Genomic DNA, 11,783 nt, shown 5'->3' with positions numbered 1-11,783 from the left:
GATCGCCGAACGTGCCGGTCCACACATGAGGACCAGCACGCACCCTGGCGCGGGGTGGAGCAGCCCGGTAGCTCGTCAGGCTCATAACCTGAAGGTCACAGGTTCAAATCCTGTCCCCGCAACCAAACACACCACATACACCTCACAAAACCGCAAACAGCCGGCCCGCGCACCACGTAGGCCGGCTGTTTGCGTTTAGGGACAGCAGTCGACGCCGAGGCGATAACGGTCGCCTGCGGCTCTGCCAAAGCCCTGCGTCCGACATTCCACCTGACGACCGCCGTTGCGCGTCCCCCGCAGGGGAGGGGGCACGGCAAGATGACGGCACAGGGACGTCGCGCGTCTACTCGGCCTGCGGAGCCGGCGTTCCGCTGTCGGGATTTATGCCTTCCACCGGCGGCTTGCGACGGGGACGGGGCGTCGCTGCGGGCGTGGCCGTCGTGGTGACGCCGAGGCGGGTGGCCAGCGCGAGGGCGCGGTTCTCGGTCACCCGGAGATGGCAGAAGCCGTGGGCGCCCTCCCTTGCGTAGGTCCGGCAGAGCTGCTCGCGGTCCGAGGAGAAGGCGGCCTGCTCCGTGACGATCGGCCGAACGTCCTCGCGCCGGGCGCGCTGCGTCATCAGCTTGTAGTTCTCACGCACCGCCTTGTCGGCGACCCCGCGGGCCGAGTCGAACTCGGCCGAGCGCGGGATCAGGCCGGCGGCGGCCGGCCCCCACAGGCCGACCGGGGCGGTGGCGCAATCCTGCGCCGAGAACGTGCATAGCGGGGTCGGGCCGAGGCTCGATACCAGCACGCCTCCTTCCGTCACGTCGAAGCGCAGCGGGCATTCGGCGGCGGCCGCCTCGTAGCGCGGCACGCCCTCGGGCTTGCCCTCGGAGGTCAGCGACACGGGCCCGCCGCCGCCGAGCGGCACCTTGCAGGATTCGGTCGGCTGCGAGACCTTGGTGCCGGGCAGCGTGATCCTGGCCGCCATCCCGGATCCCGAGCGCTCGAGCTTGAGGCTTCCGGTCAGGCCGTTGAGCATCAGCTCCTGCCCGACGACGCCGTCTTCCGAGGGCGCCTTCAGCACCACCGGCCGGGCGGGCACCGCAGGGCGCGGCGCGTCGGGCAACGGTGCCGACGGATCGTCGGGAAGCGGCGTGCCGGGGATGGGTCCCGACGGCGGGGCGGTCGGGACGCCGCGGGGCGGAACCGGAGGCTTGGCTGCGCGGCCGATCCCGAACAGCTCCTCGAAGAAGTTCTGGGCCGAGGCTTCGCCGGGCATCAGGGCCGCGAGGGCGAGGCAGGGGGCCGCGAGCAACGGGAGGACGGGTCTGCGGGTCGGACGCATCGGGTCTTTCGGGCCGGGGACGGCGGCAGGTGGCCCGCGCGATGCCGGCCTCGCACCCTGCCGGACGCTCTTTACGAAGCGTTAACACGCCTTCGATGGCGCGGGCGTGGCCGAGGCGCAACAAAATGCAGGCCGGCACGACGTGCGCTTTGCGGGCCCACAGGTCGAATTTGGGTCACCGGGATGCAATGCAGGGGCGAGCCAGCGGAGAAACCGACCGTCCGGCGGCATTCGCCGAGCCGGCGCAAGGACTTGCACGGATCGCGCATCTCGGGGCCCGGCTTCGCCTTGCGAGCTCGCATCGCCCTTCTTATATCCGGCGAGACGCGGGATTAAGCATGGGATTGGAGCCGTTCGCGGCCCTTGTTCCGGCCCCGGTTCCGTCTCCACATCTTCTCACACCACACCGCCATGGGCCGAGCTGCTTCGGGGCTCGGCGGTCTGCTTGATCGCAACCAACAAAAGGGATCCCACCATGGGTAAAGTCATCGGCATCGACCTCGGCACCACCAATTCGTGCGTCGCCGTGATGGAGGGCTCGCAGCCCAAGGTCATCGAGAACGCGGAAGGCGCCCGCACCACGCCGTCCATCGTCGCCTTCACCGACGACGGCGAGCGCCTCGTCGGCCAGCCGGCCAAGCGCCAGGCCGTCACCAATCCCGAGCGCACCTTCTTCGCCATCAAGCGCCTCGTCGGCCGCACCTACGACGATCCGATGACGCAGAAGGACAAGGGCCTCGTGCCTTACAAGATCGTCCGCGGCGACAACGGCGACGCCTGGGTCGAGGCCGACGGCAAAAAGTACTCGCCGTCCCAGATCTCGGCCTTCACCCTTCAGAAAATGAAGGAGACCGCCGAGTCGCATCTCGGCCAGCCGGTGACGCAGGCCGTCATCACGGTGCCGGCCTACTTCAACGACGCCCAGCGCCAGGCGACCAAGGACGCCGGGCGGATCGCCGGCCTCGAGGTGCTGCGCATCATCAACGAGCCGACGGCGGCTGCGCTCGCCTACGGCCTCGACAAGAAGAAGGCCGGCACCATCGCGGTCTACGACCTCGGCGGCGGCACCTTCGACGTGTCGATCCTCGAGATCGGCGACGGCGTGTTCGAGGTGAAGTCGACCAATGGCGACACCTTCCTCGGCGGCGAGGACTTCGACAACCGCGTGGTCGAGTACCTGACCGCCGAGTTCAAGAAGGAGCAGGGCATCGACCTGACCAAGGACAAGCTCGCCCTCCAGCGCCTCAAGGAGGCCGCCGAGAAGGCCAAGATCGAGCTGTCCTCGGCGACCCAGACCGAGATCAACCTGCCCTACATCACCGCCGACGCCACCGGTCCGAAGCATCTCGCGCTCAAGCTCAGCCGCGCCAAGTTCGAGTCGCTGGTCGACGATCTGGTCCAGCGCACGATCGAGCCGTGCCGCAAGGCACTCAAGGATGCCGGCGTCTCGGCCTCCGAGATCGACGAGGTCGTGCTCGTCGGCGGCATGATCCGCATGCCGAAGATCCAAGAGGTTGTGAAGTCGTTCTTCGGCAAGGAGCCGCACAAGGGCGTCAACCCGGACGAGGTCGTGGCCATCGGCGCCGCGGTCCAGGCCGGCGTGCTCCAGGGCGACGTCAAGGACGTGCTGCTGCTCGACGTGACCCCGCTCTCGCTCGGCATCGAGACGCTGGGCGGCGTGTTCACCCGGCTCATCGATCGCAACACCACGATCCCGACCAAGAAGAGCCAGACCTTCTCGACGGCCGAGGACAACCAGAACGCGGTCACCATCCGGGTCTTCCAGGGCGAGCGCGAGATGGCGGCCGACAACAAGCTGCTCGGCCAGTTCGACCTGATGGGCATTCCGCCGGCCCCGCGCGGCATGCCGCAGATCGAGGTGACCTTCGACATCGACGCCAACGGCATCGTCAACGTGACGGCCAAGGACAAGGCGACGAACAAGGAGCACCAGATCCGCATCCAGGCCTCGGGCGGCCTCTCGGATGCGGACATCGAGAAGATGGTCAAGGACGCCGAAGCGAACGCGGAGGCCGACAAGCGCCGCCGTGAGCTCGTCGAGGTGAAGAACCAGGGCGAAAGCCTGATCCACGCGACCGAGAAGTCGGTCAAGGAGTACGGCGACAAGGTCTCGGAGGCCGACAAGGGCGGCATCGAGACGGCGATGACCGCGCTCAAGACCGCGCTCGAGGGCGAGGACGTCGAGACGATCAAGGCCCGCACCACCGACCTGATGCAGGCCTCGATGAAGCTCGGCGAGGCGATGTACGCTGCGAGCCAGACCCCCGAGGGCGGTCCGGACGCCGCCGCCGGCCAGGAAGCCAAGAAGGACGACGTCATCGACGCCGACTTCTCGGAGGTCGACGAGAAGGACCAGAAGAAGCGGGCGTAAGCTCCGCGCGCAGCCTGAAGCGGGGCCGGAGCGATCCGGTCCCGTTTTCGCTTGCGGGTTCGGCTTCGGGCCGTCATTCCGGGGGCCGCTCCGGCGCCCGCGCGGAGCGGGCGGCCGCCCGGGCGCGACACGACCCTTCAAGACGCGGAACAGCGACATCGCCGACTGCCTGGGGCAGGCGGACGGATTGTTAGGGACTATCGAGGCAAGGCATGTCGAAGCGGGACTATTACGAGATCCTGGGCGTCGCCAAGACCGCGTCGGACGGCGAGATGAAGGTCGCCTTCCGCAAGCTCGCCATGACCTACCACCCGGACAAGAATCCCGGCAACAAGGACGCCGAGATCAAGTTCAAGGAGATCAACGAGGCGTATCAGTGCCTGTCCGACGGGCAGAAGCGCGCCGCCTACGACCGCTTCGGCCACGACGCCTTCACGCAGGGCGGCGGCCAGGGCGGGCCCGGATTCGGCAACGAGTTCGGCGACTTCATGTCGGACATCTTCGACAACTTCTTCGGCGACGGCCGCGGCGGCCAGCAGCAGACCCGCGGGCGCGGCGGCGCACCGGGCCGCGAGCGCGGGGCCGACCTGCGCTTCAGCCTGGAGATCTCGCTCGAGGAGGCCTTCACGGGGAAGGCCGAGACCATCAAGATCCCGACCTCGATCACCTGCGAGACCTGCGCCGGATCGGGGGCGAAGCCCGGCTCCAAGCCGCGCACCTGCCAGACCTGCGCCGGCTACGGCCGAGTGCGGGCGGCGCAGGGGTTCTTCGCGATCGAGCGCACCTGCCCGAACTGCCACGGTCGCGGCGAGATCGTCGACGACCCCTGCACGGCCTGCGCCGGCGCCGGCCGGGTCAACCGCGAGCGCACGCTGGCGATCAACGTGCCGGCGGGCGTCGACGACGGCCTGCGCATCCGGCTCGCCGGCGAGGGCGAGAGCGGCCTGCGCGGCGGGCCGGCCGGCGACCTCTACGTGTTCCTCTCGATCAAGCAGCACGCCTTCTTCCAGCGCGACGGTGCCGACCTGTTCTGCCGGGTCCCGATCTCGATGGTGACGGCGGCGCTGGCCGGCGAGATCACCGTGCCGGTGATCGACGGCTCGCAGACCCAGGTGCGGATCCCGGCCGGGACCCAGACCGCCAAGCAGTTCCGCATCAAGGGCAAGGGCATGCCGGTCCTGCGCACCCGCGAGGTCGGCGACCTCTACATCCAGGTCTTCGTCGAGACGCCGCAGAACCTGACCAAGCGCCAGCGCGAGCTGCTCCAGGAGTTCGGCCAGACCGCCTCCGACGACAATCATCCGGAGGCCGCCGGCTTCTTCTCGAAGGTGCGCGATTTCCTCGGCGGCTTCGGCGGCACCGCCCGCCAGTAGCGGGAAACGCAAGATGCGGGGCCGGGCGGATCAAAACCGGCCGGCCCCGGTTGAGCCTTCGGCCGAGGTCGCTTCGATCGCCGAGGCTGGTGTGATCGCAATGCGCTAGGCACGAGCGCAACCTTGCCTGTAAGACATGTGCCGACCGCTGCGCTGACCGCCGGGATCGCGACGTCGCGATCGGACCTGAAGGAACATCGGACTTGCCGCCGCTACGTCGTTCCAGTGCGAAAGCCTCGTCCGTGAACGCGAAGGTGCGGCGCGATCCGCTGGAGGACGAGGCGCGGTTCCTCAAGTCCTGGCTCGAGCGCCCCCTCGTCACCGGCTCGGTCACCCCGTCCGGCAAGATGCTGGCCCGGACCATGGCGGCCTACGTCGATCCGGCCGTCTCCGGTCAGGTGATCGAGATCGGACCCGGCACCGGCCCCGTCACCGAGGCGCTGATCCGCCGGGGCGTCGCGCCCGAGCGGCTGGTGCTCATCGAGTTCAACCCCGATTTCTGCACCCTGCTGAAGCGCCGGTTCCCCGGCGTCACCGTTGTGCGCGGCGATGCCTACGACATTCGCGGCAGCGTCGGCGCGGTGCTGACCGGGCCGGCGGCCGCGACGGTCTCGAGCCTGCCGCTGTTCACCAAGCCGCTCGAGCAGCGCCTCGACCTGCTCAACACCGCCCACGACCTGATGCATCCCGGCGCGCCGTTCGTGCAGTTCACCTACGCCGTCGTGCCGCCGATCCCGGCGCGCTGCGCGCTGGGCAGCTACACCGCCAGCGGCTCGAACCGGGTCTGGCTCAACCTGCCGCCGGCCCGGGTCTGGGTCTACCGCCGGCCCTGATCGGCGGGGTGCCCCAATGCGAGCTGAGCGTAGGCCTCAGGTCGCATGCAGGTGCTGGTTGCTACTTCTCCTCTCAAGGCCGGTGCGCGAGCAGCCGGTCGCCCGAGAAGGAGAACCGCCGATGTCCACGACGCCGACCCGAACCCGCCTCGCCCTCGCGGCCCTTGCGCTCGCCGGCGGCCTCGCCGTCGCGGCGCCGGCCCAGGCCGCACCGTTCGCACCCGCTCCGCTTGCCGGGGCCCCCGCCGACGTGGTCCAAGCGCAGTATGGCTACGGCTACGGTCACGGCCCCCGTCATTTCGGCCACGGCCCGCGCCACTTCGGCTACGGCCCGCCGCGCCCCCGCCACTTCGGCTGGGGCGGCCCGCGCTTCGGCCATCATCACCATCATCGCGGATACGGCTACGGCTACGGCCGCGGCTACGGATACGGCCGCGGCGGCTGGTAGGCGAGACCGGGCCGGTGGTGAGAACCACCGGCCCCTTTCATGTCGTCGGGGCGATCCGCTCGAGCACAACCGGTCCCTCGGGCGGCCCCTCGGCTGGCGTCGCCCGGAAGCTGTAGGCCGCCCGCAACGCGGCCTCGGCCCGATCCGCCGCCGCCGCGTCGGCCGCGTGCACGATCCCGAGCCGTCCGCTCGCATCGCCCGGCCGGGCGAGCTGCGTGAATCCCACGCGCCCGTCGATCCCGTCCTCCGGCCGGGTCCGGCCGCCGCCGAGGCCGATCACCGCGAGCCCGATCGCGCGGGTCGCGACCCGTTCCACCGTGCCGACCGCGCGCACCTCGCGGATCACCGGCGCGGCCGGAAGGTGCTTTGCCGGCTTCTCGATCAGGTCGGCCGGGCCGCCGAGCGCCGAGACCATGCGCGAGAAGCGCTCTGCCGCCCGCCCCGAGGACAGGCTCGCCTCCAGCCGCACCGCGGCGTCGCGCGTGTCGGGTGCGAGCCCGCCGGCCACCAGCATCTCGGCCGCCAGCGCCAGCGTCACCGCGTGGAAGCGCGGCTCGCGGTGCCCGGTGAGGTAGTCGACCGCGTAGGCGATCTCCAGCCCGTTGCCAGCGGCATGCGCCAGCGGCGCGTCCATATCGGTGATCAGCGCGACGGTGCGCAGGCCGGCGCCGTTCGCCACCGCGACGATGCTGTCGGCGAGCGCCCGCGCCTCTCCCATCCCGGCCATGAAGGCGCCGGAGCCGACCTTCACGTCCATCACGAGGCCGTCGAGCCCGGCCGCGAGCTTCTTGGCGAGGATCGAGGCGGTGATGAGATCGAGCGATTCCACCGTGCCGGTCACGTCGCGGATCGCGTAGAGCTTCCGGTCGGCCGGCGCGAGGTCCGCGGTCTGGCCGATGATGGCGCAGCCGACCTCCGAGACGACCCGGCGGAACCGGGCGAGATCGGGCGTCGCGTCGTAGCCGGGAATGCTGGCGAGCTTGTCGAGGGTGCCGCCGGTATGGCCGAGGCCGCGGCCCGAGATCATCGGCACGTAGCCGCCGCAGGCCGCGACCATCGGCGCGAGCACGAGGCTGACCGCGTCGCCGATCCCGCCGGTGGAGTGCTTGTCGAGGACGGGGCCGGGGAGGTCCCAGGCGAGCACGTGGCCGGACCGCGTCATCGCCTGCGTCAGCGCCACCCGTTCGGCCACCGACATCCCGCGCAGGAACACCGCCATGGCGAAGGCCGCCGCCTGGCCCTCGCCGACGCGCCCGTCGGTCAGGCCGGCGACGAAGCCGGCGATCTCGTCGGCGTCGAGCGCCTTCCCGTCGCGCTTGTCCCGGATGGTCTCCTGCGGAAGCCTCATGACGTCCCCTCCGGGGTCGCGGCGGCCATCAGCACGCCGAACAGGCTGCTGGCGCCGAGCCGGACCGTGGCGGGGCTCGCCCAATCCGGCCCCATGATCTTGTCGGCGAGCGCGAGGTAGGCGGCGGCGTCGGCGAGCGTCCTCAGGCCGCCCGAAACCTTGAGGCCGCCGCGCCCGGCCTCGCGGATCGCGCGCAGCATGGTCTCGGCCGCCTCGGGCGTCGCCGAGACCGGGCTCTTGCCGGTCGAGGTCTTGATGAAGTCGGCGCCGGCCGCGAGCGACAGCCGGCTCGCCGCGGCGATCGCGTCCGCGGTGCGCAGTTCCCCGGTCTCGAGGATCACCTTCAGGCCGGATTTCGGGCAGGCCTCGCGCACCGCCTCGACCATCAGGCGGGCGGTCTCCGCATCGCCGCGCAGCAGCGCCCCGTAGGGCAGGACAAGGTCGATCTCGTGCGCGCCGTCCCGCAACGCCTCCGCCGTATCGTCGACCGCGCGGTCCACGTCCTCGCCGCCCGCGGGAAAGTTGATCACCGTGGCGATCCGCACCGGGCCGCCAGCCAGCAAGCGCGCCGCCTGATGCACGAATTGCGGCCAGACGCAGATGGCGGCGACGCCGCCCGCGCGGGCATCCCGGCAGAGCCCGTCGATCTGCGTGGCCGTGCAGGTGTCGCCGAGATCCGTCAGGTCGAGGAGCGCGAGGGCGCGGCGCGCGACCAGGGCCGGGTCGAAGGTCGGATCGGTCATGCGGGCGGACTCTCGAAGGGGCCGAGGCTCATGGATCGCCAGCGGGCAGGGCGGCGACGAAGCTTCGGATCAGGCGGATCAGGTCGGCGGCGGCGGCGGTCGCGGCCTGCTTGGTCTCGGCATGGTGCGGGTCGCCGTCGCCGATGCCGGCGGCGCGGTTCGTCACCACCGACACGGCGGCGACGGGCAGGCCGAGGAAGCGGGCGAGGATCACCTCCGGCACCGTCGACATGCCGACGAGGTCGGCGCCGAGCCGGCCGGCCATCCGCACCTCGGCCGGGGTCTCGAAGGACGGCCCGGAGAACCAGGCGTAGACGCCCGCGGGAAGGGGGATGCCGCAGGCCGCCGCCGCGGCGTCGAGCCGGGCATTGAGGGCGGGGTCGTAGGCCCGCACCATCGGCACGAAGCGGGCGTCGCTCGGCTCGCCGATCAGCGGGTTCATCCCCGACAGGTTGAGGTGGTCGGACAGCCGCACGAGGCTGCCGGGACCGGCCTCCGGCATCAGCGAGCCGGAGGCGTTGGTGAGCAGCAGGCAGGCGGCGCCGAGCGCCATCGCCGCGGCGATCGGGATGCGCATCGCGGCCGCGTCGCCGTGCTCGTAGGCGTGGGCCCGGCCCTCGAGCACCAGCACCGGGCGCCCGGCGATCACGCCGCGATGCAGCCGCCCGCGATGGCCGCTGACGCCGGCGCCCGGAAAGCCGGGGATGTCGGCATAGGGCAGCGATACCGCGTCCGCGAGCGCGTCCGCGAGCCCGCCGAGCCCGGTGCCGGCGACGATGGCGCAAGCGTAGGGCCCGGCAAAGCCCGCCGCGCGCAGGGTCTCGACCGCATCAGCCACCGAGCGTCTCCGGTCCGAAGGAGGCCGGCAGCAGCGCCGCGAGGGTGAAGCTCTCCGCGACCCCGCCGGGCCCTGCGGCGTGGATCGGCGTCTCGGGGGCGGCGAACTCGCGGATGCGCTGGCGGCAGGCGCCGCAGGGCGTGACGAGGCCGCTGCCGTCGCCGAGCACCAGGATCTCGCGGATGCGCCGGCCGCCGGCCAGGATCATCGCGGCGATCGCCCCGGCCTCGGCGCAGGTGCCGACCGGGTAGGCCGCGTTCTCGACGTTGCAGCCGGCATGGATCGCGCCGTGCTCGTCGCGGAGCGCCGCGCCGACCGCGAAGCGCGAGTACGGCGCGTGCGCCCGGGCGCGGGCCGCGGCGGCGGCGTCGAACAGGGCGGCGAGGTCGAGAGGGGAGGAGCCCGGCATCCGCGATCATTGGCACCGGCCGTGCCGGGCTGTCGAGAGGGCGGGCGAGGCGGCAGGGGCGTGCGCGCCGCCGGCTTTCGCTCGCCGAGCGCGCGTTCTAGAACGCTGGGAACGATTGTCATCATCCGGGGACGACGATGCTGGGCCGTTACGAGCGCGGAGCGGGGGGCGAGGCGGTCGTCGCCTATGGCGACGGCACGATGCGGGTGGTCAAGCCCGGCGCCTTCGTGCGCTGCGCCACCACCGGCGTGCCGATCCTGCTCGACGACCTGCGCTATTGGAGCGCCGTGCGCCAGGAAGCCTACGCCACGCCCGAGGCGGTGATGGAGCGGCTGCGGCAGACCGGCCGGCCGTAAGCCGCGATCAGGCGTCGCGGCGTTCCAGCAGCTCGATGCGCACGCCGTCCGGCCCGTCGATGAAGGCGATCCGCAGCCCCGGCCGCATCGCCTTGGTCTCGACAAGCACCGTGACGCCGCGCGCCCGCAGGTCGGCGAGCGTCGCGTCGATGTCAGCGACGCCGAGCCCGATATGCTCGATGCCGAGATGCGGCGCCCGCGCCGGCGGCGGCAGGTCGGCCGGCGCCTGCTCGATGAAGACCGTGAGGCCGCCGAGGTCGAGCACGATCCGGCTCGTCGGCGTGCCCTCGCGGCGGACCTCCCGCGCGGCGAGCTTGTCGACGTAGAAGGCGGCCGCGGCCGCCGCGTCGGGGCTGCGCAGGTGGACGTGGTCGATGTGGAAGTCCATCGGGTCCTCGCGGGCTCAGAGGAGGGTCCGGTCGAGCCGGATGATCCGGCACGGGTCGCCCGCCCGCGCGGCCGGCGCGTGCGGCGCGCGGATCAGCAGCGCCTCGGCCCGGCCGAGCACCGCCAGCATCGACGAATCCTGGCGCGATTCCGGATGCGCCACCGGCAGCCGGTCCGGTGCGGTGTCGAGCACGGCGCGCATGTAGTCCTGGCGCCCGTCGTTGGCGTCGAGGTCGCGGCCGAGGGTGGCCGGCTCGCTGCGGTCGGCGCCGGCACGCGGATCGCCGAGCAGCGCGCGCACGGCCGGCACGACGAAGAGCAGCCCGCACACGATCGACGAGACCGGGTTTCCCGGCAGCCCGATCACCAGCATGTTCCCGAGATGCCCGTGCATCAGCGGCTTGCCGGGGCGGAGCGCCACGCGCCAGAACCCGAGCTCGAGCCCCTCCGCCGCGAGCGCGGTCTGGACGAGGTCGTGGTCGCCGACCGAGGCGCCGCCCAGCGTCACGAGAAGGTCGGCCTCGGCCGCGCGTGCCCGCGCGAAGGCCGCCTCCAATGCCGGAAGCGTGTCGCCGGCGATGCCGAGGTCGATCGCCGCGCCGCCGGCGCCGTTCACCAAGGCGGCGAGCGCCAGGGCGTTCGAGGCGACGATCTGGTCCCAGGCCGGGACCTCGCCCGGCTGCACCAGCTCGTCGCCGGTGGCGAGGATCGCGACGCGGGGCTTGCGGCGTACCGAGACCCGTCCGCGGCCGGCGGCGGCGACCAGCGCCAAGCGGCGCGCATCGAGGGTGTCACCGGCCGCCAGCAGCCCGTCGCCCTCGGAGAAGTCGAGGCCGGCCCGGCGGACGAATTTTTGGGCGGTCACCGCTTCGAGGGCGCGGATCGTCTCGCCGTCGGCCTCGGCATTCTCCTGGATCAGGATCCCGTCGGCGCCCTCGGGGACGGGCGCGCCGGTGAAGATCCGCACGGTCTCGCCGGGGCCGATCGTGCCCGAGAAGCCGTGGCCGGCGGCGCTGGTGCCGACGAGGCGCAACGCGGCCCCGGCCGTCGCGTCGGCGGCGCGCACGGCGTAGCCATCCATGGCGGAAGCCGGGAAAGGCGGTTGCGTGCGGGTGGCGACGACCGCGGCCGCCAGCGTGCGCCCGGCGGCCTCCGCGATCGCGACCTCTTCGGCCGCGACCGGCCCGGGCACGCTCGCGAGGATGCGCGCGAGCGCTTCGGCGACGGGGATCAGGCCGCTCACGCGAGCGCCCCCGGTCCCGGACGCGCTCCGGTTCTCTCCCTCCCCCCTCCGCGGGGGAGGGTGGGCCTCGCGGCACCGAAGGT

12 protein-coding genes and 1 tRNA gene are annotated in these 11,783 nt (G+C 72.1%); 6 read left to right on the top strand and 7 right to left on the bottom strand.

Annotated elements, in window-relative coordinates:
- Positions 1 to 48: 48 nt before the first annotated feature.
- Positions 49 to 125: transfer RNA gene (locus FV227_RS25855), tRNA-Met, on the top strand.
- Between the two features lie 218 nt (positions 126 to 343).
- On the opposite strand, the gene FV227_RS25850 is transcribed toward FV227_RS25855, so the two are convergent.
- Complete coding sequence (locus FV227_RS25850; protein WP_147728274.1) at positions 344 to 1,330, bottom strand: hypothetical protein; 987 nt, start codon at positions 1,328 to 1,330, stop codon at positions 344 to 346.
- A gap of 475 nt (positions 1,331 to 1,805) precedes the next feature.
- On the opposite strand from FV227_RS25850, the gene dnaK reads away from it, so the two are divergent.
- From dnaK to FV227_RS25830, 4 genes are all read left to right on the top strand, one after another.
- The gene (gene dnaK, locus FV227_RS25845) at positions 1,806 to 3,722 is read left to right on the top strand and encodes a molecular chaperone DnaK (protein ID WP_147728273.1); all 1,917 of its coding nucleotides are present in this window, start codon (positions 1,806 to 1,808) and stop codon (positions 3,720 to 3,722) included.
- A gap of 212 nt (positions 3,723 to 3,934) precedes the next feature.
- The gene (gene dnaJ / locus FV227_RS25840; RefSeq protein ID WP_147728272.1) at positions 3,935 to 5,095 is read left to right on the top strand and encodes a molecular chaperone DnaJ; all 1,161 of its coding nucleotides are present in this window, start codon (positions 3,935 to 3,937) and stop codon (positions 5,093 to 5,095) included.
- 203 nt (positions 5,096 to 5,298) lie between these two features.
- A complete protein-coding gene (locus FV227_RS25835) occupies positions 5,299 to 5,928 on the top strand; it encodes an rRNA adenine N-6-methyltransferase family protein (protein ID WP_147728271.1) in 630 nt (209 codons plus the stop codon).
- Positions 5,929 to 6,049: 121 nt separating this feature from the next.
- A complete protein-coding gene (locus FV227_RS25830) occupies positions 6,050 to 6,376 on the top strand; it encodes a hypothetical protein (RefSeq protein WP_147860226.1) in 327 nt (108 codons plus the stop codon).
- A 37-nt stretch (positions 6,377 to 6,413) separates the two neighbouring features.
- Here FV227_RS25830 and deoA read toward each other — a convergent pair whose 3' ends face one another.
- The 4 genes from deoA to cdd are packed head-to-tail and all read right to left on the bottom strand — an operon-like array spanning position 6,414 to position 9,714.
- Entirely contained in the window at positions 6,414 to 7,724 is a 1,311-nt protein-coding gene (deoA, locus tag FV227_RS25825; protein ID WP_147728479.1) for a thymidine phosphorylase, read from the bottom strand.
- Positions 7,721 to 8,467 carry a deoxyribose-phosphate aldolase gene (deoC, locus tag FV227_RS25820; protein WP_147728478.1) on the bottom strand — a complete coding sequence of 249 codons (747 nt, stop codon included), beginning with the start codon at positions 8,465 to 8,467 and terminating at the stop codon, positions 7,721 to 7,723. The genes deoA and deoC overlap by 4 nt, the downstream gene beginning before the upstream one ends.
- Before the next feature lie 28 nt (positions 8,468 to 8,495).
- The gene (locus FV227_RS25815; protein ID WP_147728477.1) at positions 8,496 to 9,305 is read right to left on the bottom strand and encodes a purine-nucleoside phosphorylase; all 810 of its coding nucleotides are present in this window, start codon (positions 9,303 to 9,305) and stop codon (positions 8,496 to 8,498) included.
- A complete protein-coding gene (cdd, locus tag FV227_RS25810) occupies positions 9,298 to 9,714 on the bottom strand; it encodes a cytidine deaminase (RefSeq protein ID WP_147728476.1) in 417 nt (138 codons plus the stop codon). Before cdd ends, FV227_RS25815 begins: the two co-directional genes overlap by 8 nt.
- Before the next feature lie 137 nt (positions 9,715 to 9,851).
- Here cdd and FV227_RS25805 point away from each other — a divergent pair, with 137 nt between their 5' ends.
- Entirely contained in the window at positions 9,852 to 10,070 is a 219-nt protein-coding gene (locus tag FV227_RS25805) for a DUF2093 domain-containing protein (RefSeq protein ID WP_147728475.1), read from the top strand.
- 7 nt (positions 10,071 to 10,077) lie between these two features.
- Here FV227_RS25805 and FV227_RS25800 read toward each other — a convergent pair whose 3' ends face one another.
- Positions 10,078 to 10,458, bottom strand: coding sequence for a VOC family protein (locus FV227_RS25800; protein ID WP_147728474.1), 381 nt, complete (start codon positions 10,456 to 10,458; stop codon positions 10,078 to 10,080).
- A 15-nt stretch (positions 10,459 to 10,473) separates the two neighbouring features.
- A complete protein-coding gene (gene glp / locus FV227_RS25790) occupies positions 10,474 to 11,700 on the bottom strand; it encodes a gephyrin-like molybdotransferase Glp (protein ID WP_147860225.1) in 1,227 nt (408 codons plus the stop codon).
- Positions 11,701 to 11,783 lie beyond the last annotated feature (83 nt).

This window comes from Methylobacterium sp. WL119, assembly GCF_008039875.1.
In the GTDB taxonomy this organism is placed as follows: domain Bacteria; phylum Pseudomonadota; class Alphaproteobacteria; order Rhizobiales; family Beijerinckiaceae; genus Methylobacterium.
This window is presented reverse-complemented; position numbering and strand designations above follow the sequence as displayed.

What these genes read in the sequence shown, in the direction of transcription:
- deoA (WP_147728479.1), bottom strand. Translation starts at nt 7,724, where the DNA reads ATGAGGCTTCCGCAGGAGACCATCCGGGACAAGCGCGACGGGAAGGCG.
- dnaK (WP_147728273.1), top strand. Translation starts at nt 1,806, where the DNA reads ATGGGTAAAGTCATCGGCATCGACCTCGGCACCACCAATTCGTGCGTC.
- FV227_RS25805 (WP_147728475.1), top strand. Translation starts at nt 9,852, where the DNA reads ATGCTGGGCCGTTACGAGCGCGGAGCGGGGGGCGAGGCGGTCGTCGCC.
- FV227_RS25830 (WP_147860226.1), top strand. Translation starts at nt 6,050, where the DNA reads ATGTCCACGACGCCGACCCGAACCCGCCTCGCCCTCGCGGCCCTTGCG.
- FV227_RS25800 (WP_147728474.1), bottom strand. Translation starts at nt 10,458, where the DNA reads ATGGACTTCCACATCGACCACGTCCACCTGCGCAGCCCCGACGCGGCG.
- cdd (WP_147728476.1), bottom strand. Translation starts at nt 9,714, where the DNA reads ATGCCGGGCTCCTCCCCTCTCGACCTCGCCGCCCTGTTCGACGCCGCC.
- dnaJ (WP_147728272.1), top strand. Translation starts at nt 3,935, where the DNA reads ATGTCGAAGCGGGACTATTACGAGATCCTGGGCGTCGCCAAGACCGCG.
- deoC (WP_147728478.1), bottom strand. Translation starts at nt 8,467, where the DNA reads ATGACCGATCCGACCTTCGACCCGGCCCTGGTCGCGCGCCGCGCCCTC.
- FV227_RS25850 (WP_147728274.1), bottom strand. Translation starts at nt 1,330, where the DNA reads ATGCGTCCGACCCGCAGACCCGTCCTCCCGTTGCTCGCGGCCCCCTGC.